Origin of the sequence: Flavobacterium reichenbachii (assembly GCF_002217435.1) — a bacterium.
Lineage (GTDB): Bacteria > Bacteroidota > Bacteroidia > Flavobacteriales > Flavobacteriaceae > Flavobacterium > Flavobacterium reichenbachii.
This window is the reverse complement of record NZ_MUHF01000009.1, coordinates 23322-41041: the sequence shown is the minus strand read 5'-3', so window position 1 is coordinate 41041 and position 17720 is coordinate 23322. Positions and strand designations below refer to the sequence as shown.

Sequence of the window (17720 nt, the reverse complement as noted above, 5' to 3'; positions counted from 1 at the left end):
AAAATGATGCGAATTAAAAGTCAGTTTTTATCTGTAATTATAGGGTGTGTCTCTGTTGCTGGTTTTGCTCAATCAGTAAAAGAGATTACACCCAAAAATTACATTGCGTACAAAACTTCAAAAGAAATAATAATTGATGGAGATGAAGCCGATCCTTCTTGGGAAAAAGCAGAATGGACTACCTCATTTATTGATATAGAAGGCGTTGCAAAACCAAAGTACAATACACAAGTCAAAATGCTTTGGGACGATAAATACTATTATATACTCGCAAAAATGGAAGAACCTCACGTTTGGGCAAACCTAAAACAACGTGATACCATTATTTTTTATAATAATGATTTTGAAGTGTTCATTGATCCAGACGGAGATACTCAAAATTATTACGAATTAGAAATTAACGCGCTTAATACCGCTTGGGATTTATTTATAAATAAACCTTATCGCGAAAAAAATACTGTTTTAAACGATTGGAATATTTCAGGATTAAGATCTGCTGTAAAAGTAAACGGAACTTTGAATAATGCATCAGACACCGATAAAGGCTGGACATTAGAAATTGCAATTCCGTGGTCGGTTTACAAAACATCTTATTTTGATGATATTGTTCCAAAAGATAAATTCTGGAAAGTAAATTTTTCCAGAGTCAACTGGCAGCACGATATTGTAGACGGTAAATACGAGCGTAAAAAAGATAAAGAAGGAAAGTTTCTCCCAGAATACAATTGGGTTTGGTCGCCTATGGGAGTTATCAATATGCATGAGCCCGAAAAATGGGCTTATGTATACTTTTCTTCAAAAGAAATCGGCGGTAAAGATTCCTTTACGATTCCAGAAGATGATAAGGTAAAATGGGAATTATATGCCTTATACCGTGCTCAAAAGAAATATTTTGAAGAGCATAAAACCTGGGCAAAATCTCTTGAAAATCTAGCTAAAAAGAATATCAGTATTGATAATAAAGTTTTGAAACCAGTATTAGAAAACCATTTATCAGGATTTAATATTGCGATAAAAAGTCCTTTTTCAAACAAAACCTTAATAATAAAAGAAGATGGTGAAATTATTACAAAATAAAAGCTTTTTTAAGCTTTCAGCAATAGCTTTTCTAGCCTTAACATTAAGTTTTTTTTCCTGCGATCATAAAACTCAAATGGATGGTAAATTTGATTTTGGCGTTTGGATTACTGCAGATGCTAAAAGATCAAATGAGGACTACTCCAAAGAATTCAAAAAATACAAAGACGGCGGCATTGACGAAGTTTTAATAAACACACAAACAGATCCAAAACTTTTAGCAAGATTAGTGCCTTTGGCTAAAAAAGAAGGATTAAAAGTACATGCGTGGATTATGGCCATGAACCGCCCAAATGATTCAGTTGCATTAAAACATCCGGATTGGTATCAGGTAAGTAAAGAAGGTAAATCTTGTTTTGACAACCGACCTTATGTTGATTACTATCAATGGCTTTGCCCAACCAAAAAAGAATCGAGAGAACATGTTTTAGGTCTGGTTGAAGGATTAGCAAAAGTCGACGGAATAGAAAGTGTGCATTTAGATTACATTCGTTTTCCGGATATCTTTTTGCCAATCAGTTTATTACCAAAGTATAATTTAGTTCAGGATAAAGAATTACCACAATTTGACTTTTGTTATTGTGATGCGTGCGTAAGCAAATTCGAAAAAGAACATCATAAAAACCCAAAAACAAGCCACAACACTTCAATAGATATGGAGTGGAAAAACTTTAGATTAAATGCAGTAAAAGCTGTTGTTGATGATGCATATAAAATTGCTCACAAACACCACGTAAAACTTACCGCAGCGGTATTTCCTTATCCGGAAATGGCAGATCATATGGTGCGCCAGCGTTGGGATAAATGGAATATTGACGAAGTTTACCCAATGATTTATCATAGTTTTTATGATGAAGAAATTGACTGGGTTGGTTATGCAACAAAACAAGGTGCTGCAGATTTAGAAGGAAAAGATACTAAAATCAATACAGGAATTTATATTCCGGGATTAAAATCAGATGCAGAATTGAAAGAAGCGATTTTGCTGGCAAAGAAAAATGGTGCAAAAGGAGTTTCATTTTTTGACGGAAATGCTTTATCAGATAGTAATTTAAAGACCATAAAAGAAGTAAAAGCATCTTTATAGTCGATTTTACTTAGGTAAAAAAAATTATCTGATTAAATTAGCAAAGCCAATGGCTAATTATTTTAGGAAATGTTAAAACAAAAAAAGCAGCACATGTCAAACAGAAGAGATTTTATAAAAAAAACAACTTTAGGAACACTTGCCATAAGTTCAGTTGTGGGCGTTAGCAGTTTTGCTAATACCAAAGACGAGGAACAAGTTGTATTAACTGAAAAAAAGCAAAAAAAGCCTGTCATAATTTCAACATGGAATCATGGTTTGCCTGCTAATAAAGAATCCTGGAAACAATTAAAAGACGGTAAACCAGCTTTGGACGCTATCGAAGCCGGAATGAAAATTCCAGAAGCAGATCCAACAGTGCGCAGTGTTGGTTATGGAGGATATCCAGACCGCGAAGGAAAAGTTACGCTAGATGCCTGCATTATGGATCATAACAGCAATTGCGGTTCTGTTTGTTTTCTTCAAGGAATCATGCACCCAATTTCTGTGGCCAAAAAAGTACTTCAAAATACACCGCACGTAATGTTAGCCGGACAAGGCGCCTTGCAATTTGCCTTGTCAGAAGGATTTAAAGAAGAAAATCTTTTGACTCCGGAATCTGAAAAAGACTGGAAAAAATGGCTTGAAGATTCAAAATATAAGCCTGTAATAAATATAGAAAATCACGATACCATAAGCATGCTAATGTTGGATCAAGACGGTAACCTTTCGGGAGGGTGCACTACTAGTGGTGCTGCCTGGAAGATGCACGGCCGCGTCGGTGATTCCCCAATAATCGGCGCGGGTCTTTTTCTGGATAACGAAGTTGGAGCTGCGGCAGCAACTGGTTTAGGAGAAGCCGTTATTAGAACAGCAGGAAGCGCAATGGTTGTAGAATTAATGCGTCAGGGAAAATCTCCTTTTGATGCCTGCAAAGAAATCACAGAGCGTATCTACAACAAGCATAAAAGCCATAAAGATATGGAGTATCTGCAGGTTGGTTTTATTGCCTTGAATAAAAACGGAGAACATGCTGGTTACAGCTTAAGATCTGGTTTTAATTTTGCAGTTTCTGATGATGAAAAAGGGCATAGAATGGAAGATGCAAAATTTAAAATGTCCTGGGATAAATAATATGTAAGCTTTCAACTTTGTCAAAGTTTTAAACTTTGACAAAGTTTTGTCATTTCGCTATCGCTCGGGTCTCCTTTCAGTTGAAATGACAAACAAAAACTAAAAAACTACCTCTCTTGGGTTTTAACAACAAACCACAAAGAGAAACCAAAAAACAAAGAATGAAAAAATTATTATTCCTATTAACCTTAATCACTTCAATTTTCTCGGCTAACGCGCAGAAAGTTTATACGGAAAATGATATTCGTATCATTCCAAAACCGTCTCAGACTCTTATTAAAACAGGTGTTTTTCAATTTACAAAAGATACAAAGTTTGTAGTAAATGGAGATTTCCAAAAAGATCTTGCAAATGCTTTGGCTTCAAAATTTGAAGCAGCTGCAGGATGGAAACCAGAGGCGACGACAAAAGCGCCAGTAAGCAATTTTGTTCTGTTTAAAGTTGATCCGAACTTAAAAAATGAAGCTTACGTTTTGGATGTAAATCCGACGAGCATTGTTATTTCTGCCAAAGGAAATGTTGGTTTTATGTATGGTTTAGAAAGCGTGAGACAATTACTTCCAGAAGCGATTGAAAGTAAATTTGCGATTTCTACTGCAAAATGGGAAATTCCAAGTTTGACCATTACAGACGAACCTCGTTTTAAATGGAGAGGTTTAATGCTGGATTTATCACGTCATTTCTTCGATAAAAATTATATTCTGGCAACAATTGATCGTTTGGCAATGCATAAAATGAACGTTTTGCATTTGCATTTGGTTGATGATCAAGGCTGGAGAATCGAAATTAAAAAATATCCAAAACTAACAGAAGTTGGTGCTTGGAGAGTAGATCAGGAAAACACAAGCTGGAATGCCAGATTAACTACAAACCCTGACGAAAAAGGTACTTACGGTGGATTCTTCACGCAAGATGAATTAAGAGAAATAGTTAAATATGCATCGACAAAAGGAATCGAAATTATTCCTGAAATCGAAATGCCAGCGCACGTAAGCAGTGCAATTGCTGCGTATCCGGAATTGGCTTGTTTCAATCAGAGAATTGGTGTTCCGTCAGGCGGAGTTTGGCCTTTGACGGATATTTACTGTGCAGGAAAAGAATCGACTTTTGAATTTTTGCAAAATGTAATTGATGAAGTAATTACAATTTTCCCTTCAAAATATATTCACATTGGCGGCGATGAAGCGACTAAAACGAATTGGGCAAAATGTCCGAACTGCCAGAAAAGAATCAAGGACGAACATTTAAAAAGTGTTGACGAATTACAGAGCTATTTTGTAAAACGTATGGAAAAATACATCAACTCAAAAGGTAAAAGAGTTATCGGCTGGGATGAAATTTTAGAAGGCGGTTTGGCTCCAGATGCAACGGTTATGAGCTGGAGAGGAATGAAAGGCGGTATCGAAGCAGCAGATCAAGGTCATGATGTAATTATGAGTCCAGAATCTCCTTGTTATTTCAATTTTTACCAAGGACCGCAAAACGAAGAACCTTTAGCTTTTGATGCTTACAATCCGTTAAGTGAAGTATATAAATTTGATCCTGTAGTTTCGACAATGACGCCACAAGAAACAGCACATGTTTTAGGCGGTCAAGCCAATTTATGGGCAGAACATATTGCAGGACCTAAGGATTCTGAGTATATGATTTTTCCAAGATTGGCAGCATTATCAGAAACTTTATGGAGTCCAAAAGAGAAAAGGAACTGGAATGATTTCACTACGAGATTATTCTCTTTATTACAGCGTTACGATTATTTGGGAATCAATTATGCGAAAAGCGCGTATTTGGTAACCGCTTCTTCAACAGCTGATTTGGCTAATAAACAAATCAAAGTCGAATTAAAAAATGAATTTCCTAATCCAGATATTCGTTACGTTTTAGGAGATAAAAGTATCGATCATCATGCTGTAAAATATGCTGCTCCAATTGATATTAAGGAAACTACAGTTTTAAAAGCTTCTTTATTTCAGAATGAAAAACCGGTAGGAAAAACATATACAGATACGCTTGTTTTCCATAAAGGATTTGCTAAAAAAGTAAAATACTTAACACCTTACAATTCGAATTACAAAGGAGACGCCAATACAATGGTGAACACCATTCGCGGAAGCAAAAATTTCCACGACGGACAATGGCAGGCTTGGTTAGTAAACGATCTGGAATTGATAATCGATCTGGAAAAACAAGAAAGTATCGAGCAAGTAAGTGTTGGTACTTTAGAAAGTCAAGGAGCAGGAGTTAATTTCCCAATTGAAGTTAAAGTTTTCATTTCTGACGATGGATTTAAATACAGACAAGTTGGAAAAATAACGCGTCCGTATGCTGTAAATGCAGTTCCGGAATTGAAAGATTTTAAGATCAATTTCCAAAAACAAAATGCTCGTTTTATAAAAGTTATCGCTGGCAACTTAAAGAAAAGTCCAAAAGGAGAAAGTTCTTGGTTGTTTGTGGACGAGATTTTGGTGAATTAAATATTTTTAAACACATAGCCCCGATAGCTATCGGGGATAGATTCTTTTTCTTTTGAAACTTGGTAAAAGAATTTAGAAAGAAACTAGTTTCTAACACATAGCTTAACTTGAAATGCTTGTGACAGCTTTGTCAAAGTTTCAAACTTTGACAAAGCTTTAAAATCAAGTATGTCACTTCGATAAAATAGAATTATTAAAGAATAACTCTCTGTAGTATTTGATTATGTAAATCGTTTACTGCTTTAAGATTGCAATTTTTTAAGTTTATAAATGTATAATCTGAAAAAAAATGAATAAGATATTATTTAAGCTCGGGATATTATTGATTTGCTTGATGCCGTTTTTTACTAGTGCTCAAACAAAAGGATTTTCTATATCTAATGGAGAATTTCAAAAAGATGGGAAAATTATAAAAATACATTCAGGAGAAATGCACTATGAACGTATTCCTAAAGAATATTGGAGACATAGGTTGCAAATGATTAAAGCTATGGGATTGAATACCGTGGCAACCTACGTGTTTTGGAATTACCATGAAATTGAGCCGGGTGTATGGGATTTTAAAACAGGAAATAGAGATTTGGGAGAGTTTTTACGTATTGCTAAAAGTGAAGGATTGTATGTGATTCTTAGACCAGGTCCGTATGCATGTGGTGAATGGGAATTTGGAGGCTACCCTTGGTGGCTGCAAAATAATAAAGATTTGGTAATTCGTACCAATAACAAAGCATTTTTGGAAGCTTGCAAAACATATCTGGAACATTTGTATGCAGTGGTAAAAGGAAATTTTGCTAACCAGGGAGGACCTATTATTATGGTTCAGGCTGAAAATGAATTTGGTTCTTATGTTTCTCAAAGAACCGATATTAGTGCTGATGATCATAAAGCATATAAAACTGCAATTTACAATATGCTTAAAGAAACTGGATTCCCAGAGCCTTTTTTTACTTCTGATGGTACTTGGTTGTTTGAAGGTGGTGCTGTTGAAGGCGTGTTACCAACTGCAAATGGAGAATCAAATATAGAAAATTTAAAAAAACAGGTTGATAAATACCATAAAGGACAGGGGCCTTACATGGTTGCAGAGTTTTATTCTGGCTGGCTGGATCATTGGGCAGAACCATTTATTAAAATTGGATCTGAGGAGATTGCAAGTCAAACTAAAAAGTACCTTGATGCAGGTGTTTCTTTTAACTATTATATGGTACACGGCGGTACTAATTTTGGATTTACCTCTGGAGCAAATTATAATGAAGAAAGTGATATTCAGCCGGATATTACAAGCTATGATTATGATGCACCTATTAGCGAAGCTGGTTGGGCAACACCAAAATTTATGGCTATTCGTGAAGTAATGCAAAAGTATTCTAAAACAAAATTAGCACCGATTCCAGAGAAAATACCAGTTACAAAATATCCTAATCAGCTTATTAAATCTAGTATGGATGTTTTAAGTTGGATAAAAAAAGAAAAAGCTGTTGTTAATGATCAACCTTTAACATTTGAAAAGTTAGGTCAGGGAAATGGATATGTTTTATATCGTAAACGATTTACGCAGCCCATTTCAGGTAAATTAAAAATAGAGGGATTGAGAGACTTTGCTGCAGTTTATGTAAATGGAGTTAAAGCGGGTGAATTGAATAGAGTTTTCAAAAATTACGAGTTGACAGTTACTATTCCTTTTAACGGTATTTTAGAAATTCTAGTTGAAAATATGGGGCGTATTAATTACGGAGCCGAAATTGTACATAATACTAAAGGTATTATTTCTCCAGTATTCATTAATGAATATGAAATTAGTGGTGGATGGGAAATGTATAAAATGCCGATGAATGAAGTTCCGGTTGTTAAAAATGAAACGATAAAACCAGGGCGACCAGTTTTATATGAAGCTGCAGTAAACATAGAGAAACCTGCCGACACTTTTCTTGATATGACAAATTGGGGAAAGGGAATTGTATTTGTTAACGGACACAATCTTGGACGCTACTGGAAAGTGGGACCGCAGCAAACGCTTTATGTTCCAGGATGTTGGTTGAAAGCAGGTGCAAATAACTTTGTTGTATTCGAGCAGCTTAATGAAAACACCCAAAAAGAATTAATTTTTACAGATCAACCTATACTTGATAAAGTAAATTAAGATTACCTATTAAACCAGAAAAACAAAGAATAATAAATTATAAATTAGATTAAAGATGAAAAGAGGAATATTCATAATCGCCCTTTTATTTTCAGTTCAGATATTCGCGCAGGCGATATATGAAGATGAAAGATATGTACCAGAAACAGATCCGGCAGTATTAAAAAACTTAGACGAATGGCAAGGCAAAAAATTTGGTTTGTTAATGCACTGGGGAACTTACAGCCAATGGGGAATTGTAGAATCTTGGTCTATCTGTCCTGAAGATTACGGATGGTGTGAGCGTAAAAAAGGAAGTAATCCATCTAATTATAATGATTATATTAAAGATTACGAAGGATTAAGAAAAACGTTTAATCCTGTAAAATTCGATCCTGCAAAATGGGCTAAAGCAGCTAAATATGCCGGAATGAAATACATGGTTTTTACCACAAAACACCATGACGGATTTAATATGTATGATACTAAATATTCTGATTATAAGATTACTAGTAAAGATGTTCCTTTTCATACAAACCCAAAAGCAGACGTTTTAAAAGAGATTTTCAACTCATTTAGAGGTGAAGGTATTTCAACAGGAGCTTATTTCTCTAAACCAGACTGGCATAACGAAAACTACTGGGATCCTTACTTTCCTCCGTTCGACAGAAACGTAAATTACGATCCGTCGTTATATCCAGAAAAATGGCAGAAATATGTTGATTTCACGCACAATCAAATCTTAGAAATCTTATCAAACTACGGTAAAGTTGACATTTTATGGTTAGATGGAGGATGGGTTAGAAAGAGAGATCAGGTTAACATCACAGAAAATTACGCTGAGAAATTTACTGAAAACGAATCTAAAAACGGTTTCATCAAACACAGAGTCGTAGATCAGGATCCTAAAATGGACGAATTGGTTGTAAAAGCACGTGCAAAACAACCAGGTTTGATCGTTGTAGACAGAGCAGTTCACGGTAAAAATCAAAACTATTTAACTCCAGAAGGTCGTGTTCCTGAAAAAACACTTCCTTATCCTTGGGAATCTTGTATTCCAGCAGGAGGTGGATGGTCTTATTCTCCAGGTGCTACTTACATGACTGGAAGACAAGGAATTCATATGTTGATTGATATTGTGGCAAAAGGCGGAAACTTATTGTTGAATGTGGCTCCAAGTCCAGAAGGAGAATGGGATAAAGGGGCTTACGATTTATTGCAAGCTTACGGAGACTGGATGAAAGTGAACAGCACAGCGATTTACAACACAAAACCAATTGAACCTTTTAAAGAAGACAATATTTGTCTGACGCAAAATAAAGCTGGAAATGTATTTGCATTTTATTTAGCTAAAGAAGGAGAAGATAAAATTCCTGCTGCAGTTACAGTGAAATCGATCAGTCCTAAAAAAGGAACAAAAATTACCATGTTAGGTTCTAAAACTTCTTTAAAATGGACAAAAGAAGGAAACGGATTTAAAGTAATAATTCCAGAAAGCTTAAGAAATAACCTTCCTGCAAAAGAAGCTTGGACTTTAAAAATCGAAGCTATAAATCGATAAGAATTAAGCCTATGCTTTTAAATAAAAGAAATAAAATTAAGACAGCATGTATTTTTTACATGCTGTTTTTTAGCATAACCATTTTTGCGCAGCAACCTGCAGATTATGTAAATCCGTTTATTGGAACTTCCAATTTTGGAGCGGCATTTCCAGGTCCAATTGCACCGCGCGGTATGGCAAGTATCAGTCCGTTTAATGTTGCAGGGGTAAAGAATACTCCAATGGAAAAAGACAGTCAATGGCTTTCGAATCCGTATGTGAATGAAAATACTTTTTTAACAGGCTTTAGTCAGGTAAATTTAAGTGGTGTCGGCTGTCCGGAATTAGGTGTTATTTTATTAATGCCGACAACTGGCGATGTAGAAATAGATCATTTAAAATACGGTTCAACGTATTCGAATGAAGTGGCTAAAGCAGCATATTACAGCGTAAACATCGACAAGTACAAAGTAAAAGGAGAATTTACGGCTTCAAAACGAGTAGGAGTGAGCAGATTCACTTTCCCGAAAGGGCAGTCCAATGTATTATTAAATCTAGGAGTTGGTTTAACCAATGAAGAAGGCGCAATGGTAAAGGTAGTGTCGCCGACAGAAATTGAAGGAATGCGTTCTGTGGGTTCTTTTTGTTACAACAGTCCAGAAGATGCTTATCCCGTTTATTTTGTTGCTAAATTTTCTAAACCTGGATCCAAATTTGGTGTTTGGAAAAAGCCAGCGAAATACAACGGAGTAGAAGCACAATGGATGGGCTATAACGGAAAAGCCAGAATGATGGAAAACACCATTAAAACCGTTGTTGGCGATAGTATTGGAAGTTATTTTACTTATAAATTCGACAAAGAAGAAACAGTCGAAGTTAAGATTGGAATTTCGTATGTAAGTATCGAAAACGCTCGTGAAAATTTAGAAAAAGAAGTGGGAAACAAATCGTTTGATGCGGTTTACAAAGAAACATACAACGAATGGAACGAAGAATTGTCTAAAATTTCGGTCGAAGGCGGTTCTAAAGATGATAAAACTATTTTTTACACGGCTTTGTACCACACTTTAATTCACCCAAATACTTTAAATGATTTTAATGGAGAATATCCAGAAATCAAAAGAAGTAAAATTGGTAAAACCGAAGGTACACGTTATACCGTATTTTCATTATGGGATACGTACAGAAATTTGCATCAGTTAATGTCTTTGGTCTATCCAAAACAACAGTCTAATATGGTAAAAAGCATGTTGGAAATGTATGATGAAAACGGCTGGTTACCAAAATGGGAATTGAATTCGACAGAAACTTTTACCATGGTTGGAGATCCTGCAAGTATTGTTATTGCTGATACTTACCTAAAAGGAATTCGTGATTTTGATGTAGAGAAAGCCTACAAAGCGATGCTGAAAGGCGCCGATCAGATTGAGAATAATCCGCTTCGTCCGGGACTAAAAGATTATATCGAAAAAGGATTTTTAACGACTGATAATAAAGGACCTGTTTCGACTACTCAGGAATATAATGTTTCAGATTATTCGATTTCACTTTTAGCGAAAGCGTTAGGAAAAAAAGCAGATGCAGAACGTTTTAAAAATCGTTCGTTATCATACAGAAAGTTATTCGATAAAAACCTAAAATTACTTCGCCCAAGAATTGCAAACGGAAATTGGTACGAACCTTTTGATCCTGCATCTGGAGCTAATTTTGAAGAAAATGTTGGTTTTATAGAAGGAAATGCTTGGCAGTATGCTTTTATGGTTCCTCATGACATTAACGGATTGAAAAAATTAATGGGTGGTGATAAAGCATTTTCGGCACAATTGCAGAAGATTTTCGACATCAAACAATTTGATATGGCAAATGAGCCGGACATCGCAAATCCTTATTTGTTTAATTATGTGAAAGGCGAAGAATGGAAAGCTCAGGAAAATGTGAAAAGGCTGGTAAAAGAATATTTCCAAAATAAACCAAAAGGATTACCAGGAAATGATGATACCGGAACAATGTCGGCTTGGTTAGTATATTCGATGATAGGAATTTACCCAATTTCTCCAGGAGATCCAGTTTATACGATTACAACGCCAATGTTTGATAAAGTGACCATTAAATTAGATCCAAAATATTATAAAAATGAAAGTATTGTAATTGAAAAAGAAGTCAACAAAGACGGAAAAATCAAAGCAATACAAGTAGACGGAAAAACACTGAACAGTTATTTTATTTCGCACGACGATTTTGTGAATGGAAAAACTTTGAAAGTGATTCAAAACTAAACACACACAACTATGTTACAATTAAGAATGAGGAAAACAGCCATTATTTTTGTAATGGCTGTTGGTTTTTTAAACCAGACCCATGCCCAGAAAAAGTATCCGTATCAGGATGCGAAATTACCAGTAGAAGAAAGAGTTCAAGATTTGCTAGGCCGTATGACGCTTGAAGAAAAAGTGCGCCAGATGGATATGTACAGAGGAGATTTTTTTAAAGATAAAGAAGATTTCGCTAAATCTAAATCGGCAGAAAAAATCGGAAAATTAGGAATTGGAGCTATTCATGATCTTTATCCGCGTTCTGCGAAAATGATTAATGACCTTCAAACCAATGTAATGAAAGGAAACCGCTGGGGAATTCCTGCACTTATTATGTGCGAGATGCTTCACGGTTATTTAGACGAAGGAAGCACTGCTTTCCCAATGAATATCGGCCTTGGTGCCACTTGGGATACGGCAGTTATGGATAAAGTTGGAAAAGTTATTGGTATGGAAGCCAGAGCTCATGGAGTACATTTCGGTTTTGGACCAAACTTAGATTTAGGACGCGAACCAAGATGGGGACGTGTTGCTGAAACTTTTGGCGAAGATGCTTTCTTGAATAGTGAAATTGGTTTGGCATTCATTAAAGGAATGCAGGGAGACGATTTAAAATCAGATCGTTCGATTATTGCAGAGCCAAAACACTTCGCCGTTCATGGTATTCCGCAAGCGGGAGGAAATTCTTCTCCTATTTTGGTTGGAGAACGTTCTGCAAGAGAAGATCATTTGCCTTCTTTCCAAAAAGCATTTACAAAAGGCGGTGCGTTGGGAACAATGTGCGCTTATTCTGAATTAGACGGAATACCTTGTGCAGCCAATCATTGGTTGTTAACAGATGTTTTAAGAAAAGAATGGGGCTTTAAAGGAATTGTAGTTTCAGATTTGGGAGCTATTAAATACATTCAGACTACTCATAAAGTTGCTGATTCTCCAAAAGATGCTATTAGAGAAGCAGTTTCTGCTGGTGTTGATATGCAGTTTTATGATTTTAGTAATGAATTCTGGCAGAATACTATTATTGAATTAGTAAATGAAAAGAAATTGACAGTGGAAAATATCGACCGTGCTGCGGGAGGAATTTTACGTTTGAAATTTTTATTGGGATTATTTGAAAATCCGTATACAGATAAAAATCTGATTAAAGAACGTTTTCATACCAAAGAAAATCAAGCTGTTGCTTTAGAAGCGGCTCATAAATCTATGGTTTTATTGAAAAATGAAAACAACATTTTACCTTTAAGTAAATCGTTAAAAAATATTGCTGTTATCGGACCAAACGCAAATGCTTCTCGATTGGGAGGTTATGCTCCTAAAAATAGTGTTGGTGTGACGGTTTACGAAGGAGTTAAGGAATTGGTTGGAAAGACTGCAAATGTGGTTTATGAAGAAGGTGTGCCGTTAATTGTAAAAGGACAAATTATTCCATCTAAATATTTATTTACTCCAGACGAATCTCAAAACGGATTAAAAGGAGAATATTTCAATAATAGAGAATTAGAAGGAACTCCAGCATTGACTCGTATTGACAGTCAGTTGGAGTTTGACTGGCCTTGGGCACCTGGAGATGGTGTTAATGTGGATGATTTTTCTATTAGATGGACAGGATTCTTAAAATCAGATCAAGCGCTTGACGGCTGGTTAGGTTTAAGTTCTGATGATGGAATCAGAATGTATATCGATGACCAATTGGTAATCGACAACTGGACAAAAGGAGCAACAAGCATGGTAACGGTTCCAAAAAACATCGAAAAAGGTAAAAAATACAAAGTCCGCATTGAAATGTGGGAAGGAGGCTGGGGAGCCAGAGCTCATTTCCGTTGGAATTTAGAAAAAGTAAACCTACAACCGGCAATCGAAGCGGCTAAAAAAGCAGATGTTGCAATTGTTGTATTAGGAGAATCTAACGAATTAGTAGAAGAAAATAGAGATGTAGCTTCTTTAGACTTATTTGGTATCCAACAGCAATTAATAGAAGAAATTCAAAAAACAGGAACTCCGGTAGTTTGTGTGTTATTAAACGGTCGTCCGCTTTCTACCAATTGGATTGCTGAAAATATTCCAGCAGTATTAGAAGGATGGTTTCCAGGAGAATTTGGAGGAAGAGCTGTAGCTGATGTTTTATTTGGCGATTACAACCCAGGAGGAAGACTTCCTATAACAGTGCCAAAATCGGTTGGACAGTTACCTATATATTATAACCAAAAACCATCTGCTATACATAAATATGTAGCAGAAAGCGAACATCCATTATATACGTTTGGTTATGGATTAAGCTATACTCAATTTGAATATTCAGACTTAACTCTAAATGTTAAAGAAATCAAAAAAGATGGTGAGGTTAAAGTAAGCGTAAATGTTAAAAATATTGGGAATTTTGATGGTGATGAAGTAGTGCAGCTGTACATAAACGATATTTACAGCAGTGTTACGACTCCGGAGAAAACACTTAGAGGATTTAAAAGAGTATTTATTAAGAAAGGCGAAACTAAACGTGTCGAATTTACACTTACTTCTGAAGAGCTATCTCTTTGGAACAGAGAAATGAAGTCTGTTGTAGAGCCGGGAGACTTTGAAGTAATGGTGGGCGGAAATTCGTTTGATTTACTTAAATCTAAATTCAAGGTTTCGAACTAAAATGCGTTAAAACCCGAATTATTTTAAACGTTTTTTAAATAAAAAAAAGAATATTTTAAAAAAGGCCAAAATCTATTAAATAAATAGAGTTTTGGCCTTTTAAATAAGGAAGAGTTGGATTACAAATGAAAACGTTTTCTTTCAAATAAACGTAAAACTTACACCAACACCTTTTCAAAATTGTCATTTGTCGAAATAATATTTCGTTAACAAAATGTATTCTTAAGTTTAACATGTTATTAACTCTAAAAAAACAACTAATATGATTAAAGACGTACTAAAATTACTGTTTGTCATATGCTTATTTGGCTTTCAAAGTCTAGAAGCTCAGACTACAGTAAAAGGAACGATAACAGAGACAGGAAGCGGCAGCCCGATTCCTGGCGCCAATGTTGTTGTTAAAGGAACAAAAACTAGCGTATCGACAGATTTTGATGGTAAGTTCAGTATCAATGTTCCAAATTCATCAGCAGTTTTAGTTTTTTCTTATGTAGGATCTGCTACAAAAGAAGTTGCTGTTGCAGGACAAACTACTATTAATGTAGCATTAGGTCCAGACACGCAGCAGTTAGGTGAGGTTGTGGTTACAGCTCTTGGTTTAAAGAGAGAGAAAAAAGCCATTACTTATTCTGCTCAAAACATTGCAGTAGGAGAACTTTCTGAAGCAAGATCATTAAACGTTGCCAATTCACTTTCTGGTAAAGTTGCAGGTCTTAACTTCTCTACTACATCAAATGGTGTAGGTTCTTCTTCAAGAATTACATTAAGAGGGAATAGATCATTAAACGGTAACAACCAGCCAATGTATGTGGTAGATGGTGTGCCAATTAGTAACGGAACAACAAACACAAATCCTGATATTGATACAGGAGGAACAACACAACCTGATGGTATTTCTAACATCAACCCAGAAGATATCGCTTCTATGACAGTTCTTAAAGGACCATCTGCAGCGGCACTTTATGGTACTAGAGCTAGTAATGGTGTTATCGTAATTACTACTAAATCTGGTCAGGCTGGAAAAACTTCTATCTCGTTATCTTCTAATTTCATGGCTTCTACAGCTTATGATTTAACAAATTTCCAAAATGAGTACGGTCAAGGTACACAAGGAAATTATGTTGCAAACTCAAGCTCAAGCTGGGGTGCAAAATTAGACGGACGTCAGGTATCTGCTTGGCAGTTAGTTCGTAATCCTAATTATTCTGGTCCTGCGACTACAAGTTATACACCGCAGCCAAACAATTCTATGGATTTCTTTAAAACAGGATATAACTTAGCGAATACAATTACTGTAACTACAGGAAACGAAAAAGCACAAGGTTATTTCTCTTACACAAACACTCGTGCAGAAGGTATTGTTGGAGGAAATCAATTAGACAGACATAATCTTAACTTAAGATTGACAAGCAAACTTTCTGATAAATTATCATTAGATGTAAAAACAAATTATATTGTTCAGGACATTGATAACTTATTGAGAACAGGTGAAGAATCTATCGGTACAGCAGTATATTTATTACCGCGTAGTATTAAATTTGATGATTACAGAAATTTTGAGTACACAGATGCTGCTGGTCAATTGCAAAAAAATTACTTCTTAGACGAATCAGGAGCTCCTGGAGGTAACCCTTATTGGGCTGCATTACGTGATGATTCTCGTAAAGACAAAAGAAGCAGATTTATCGGACTTGCATCTCTTAAGTATCAATTTACAAATACATTAAGTTTACAAGTTAGAGCTGGTTTAGACCAGATGACAAATAAATCTGAAAGAAACAGATATGCTTCTGCTCAATTTAACAACAATCTTGGTTCATACAGCGAGTCTTATGAAACAGTAAGCGAATTTAATACAGATGCTTTACTTGCTTACAACGAAAAATTTGGAGATTTTTCTGTGAGTCTTAATGCTGGAGCAAATACATTACAACAAAGCAGTTCTTCTTTAGGTTCTGGAGGAGTTTTGAGTAAAAGAAATTATTTTGCCCTATCTAATGTTGCTACAATTTCATCTACATCTACTGCGTCAGAAAAACAAATTAACTCTGTTTACGGATTCGGACAACTTGGTTTCAGAAACTACTTGTTCTTGGATGTAACAGGAAGAAATGACTGGTCATCTACATTACCAGCAGACAATAGATCATTCTTTTATCCTTCTGTAGGTATTTCTGGAGTTATTTCAGATATGGCAACATTACCAGAAGTAATCAGTTTTGCAAAAGTAAGAGCTTCTTACGCAAAAGTTGGTAACGATACAGATCCTTACCAAACATTAAATAGATATTCATACATTGGTGGTAACGGAGGTATGTTATACGGACAAACAACACTTGCTAATCCAAACCTTAGACCAGAGATGTCTAACTCATTAGAGTTTGGTGCAGATGTAAGATTCTTAAGAAACCGTATCGGATTAGATTTTACATATTTCAAAACAAATACAGAAGATCAAATTTTCTACATCAATACTCCAGAATCTTCTAGTTACTCTAGAAAAGTAGTAAACGGTGGTGAAATAGAAAACAAAGGTTACGAGATTGTACTTACAGCAACTCCAATCGAAACAGAAAACTTTACTTGGGATATTACTGCAAACTACGCAGCTTACAAATCTAAAGTAAAATCTATCTTAGACGACAGAGAAGAATTAGTTCTTGGTGAAGGTCGTTTGGTAAGAAGTAAAATTGTACAAGGCGGTGAATATGGAGATTTATATGTAAAAGGTTTTCAAAGAACAGCTGACGGACAAATTATCTTAAATGCTGCTGGTTTACCACTTGCAACAAATAGTTTTGACGTTCTTGCAGGAAACTTTAATCCAGATTGGACTGCAGGTTTGAAAAACAACTTTAAATACAAAAATTTCTCTTTAAGTTTCTTAGTTGATTTCAGAATTGGCGGTGAAGTTATTTCATACACTCAGGCTAGACAAGCTGGTTTAGGGGTAAACGAAATTACATTAGCAGGAAGAGACGGAGGTATTATTGTTGATGGTGTTATTTCTAACGGAGATGGAACTTACAGACAAAATACTACAAGCGTTACAGCAGAACAATACTGGACTTCTGTAGGACAAAGAACACCAATCGCAGAGCCTTTTATCTATGATGCTACAAACATCAGATTAAGAGAACTTGTTTTTGGATATTCTTTACCAAAACGTTTGTTAACTAATACCGGTTTTACTAATATTGATTTTTCATTGGTGGGAAGAAACTTATTCTTTTTCGTTAATAAAGCAAAATATTTTGATCCAGAACAAGGAGCAGGTACAGGTAACTTGCAAGGTATAGAATCATTCAACATTCCGTCTACGAGAGATTATGGTGTTAATGTGAAATTTGGATTTTAATTA

The 17720-nt window shown here is 35.4% G+C and carries 9 protein-coding genes; all 9 read left to right on the top strand.

Going from position 1 to position 17720, the window contains the following annotated elements; all coding sequences use genetic code 11:
• Positions 1–6: 6 nt before the first annotated feature.
• The 9 genes from B0A68_RS09565 (at position 7) to B0A68_RS09525 (ending at position 17717) form a co-directional block, all read left to right on the top strand.
• A complete protein-coding gene (locus tag B0A68_RS09565; RefSeq protein ID WP_035689517.1) occupies positions 7–1077 on the top strand; it encodes a carbohydrate-binding family 9-like protein in 1071 nt (356 codons plus the stop codon).
• On the top strand, positions 1055–2164 hold the full coding sequence (locus B0A68_RS09560; protein ID WP_035689354.1) for a putative glycoside hydrolase: 1110 nt from the start codon (positions 1055–1057) through the stop codon (positions 2162–2164). The genes B0A68_RS09565 and B0A68_RS09560 overlap by 23 nt, the downstream gene beginning before the upstream one ends.
• 93 nt (positions 2165–2257) lie before the next feature.
• A complete protein-coding gene (locus B0A68_RS09555) occupies positions 2258–3277 on the top strand; it encodes an isoaspartyl peptidase/L-asparaginase family protein (RefSeq protein WP_035689519.1) in 1020 nt (339 codons plus the stop codon).
• Positions 3278–3438: 161 nt separating this feature from the next.
• A complete protein-coding gene (locus B0A68_RS09550) occupies positions 3439–5751 on the top strand; it encodes a beta-N-acetylhexosaminidase (protein WP_035689524.1) in 2313 nt (770 codons plus the stop codon).
• A gap of 289 nt (positions 5752–6040) precedes the next feature.
• Entirely contained in the window at positions 6041–7891 is a 1851-nt protein-coding gene (locus B0A68_RS09545) for a beta-galactosidase (protein ID WP_035689355.1), read from the top strand.
• A gap of 55 nt (positions 7892–7946) precedes the next feature.
• Complete coding sequence (locus tag B0A68_RS09540; RefSeq protein ID WP_035689356.1) at positions 7947–9431, top strand: alpha-L-fucosidase; 1485 nt, start codon at positions 7947–7949, stop codon at positions 9429–9431.
• 11 nt (positions 9432–9442) lie between these two features.
• Positions 9443–11686, top strand: coding sequence for a GH92 family glycosyl hydrolase (locus B0A68_RS09535; protein ID WP_035689357.1), 2244 nt, complete (start codon positions 9443–9445; stop codon positions 11684–11686).
• 12 nt (positions 11687–11698) lie between these two features.
• The gene (locus B0A68_RS09530; protein ID WP_035689363.1) at positions 11699–14359 is read left to right on the top strand and encodes a glycoside hydrolase family 3 protein; all 2661 of its coding nucleotides are present in this window, start codon (positions 11699–11701) and stop codon (positions 14357–14359) included.
• 262 nt (positions 14360–14621) lie between these two features.
• Entirely contained in the window at positions 14622–17717 is a 3096-nt protein-coding gene (locus tag B0A68_RS09525) for a SusC/RagA family TonB-linked outer membrane protein (RefSeq protein ID WP_035689364.1), read from the top strand.
• Positions 17718–17720: the final 3 nt, after the last annotated feature.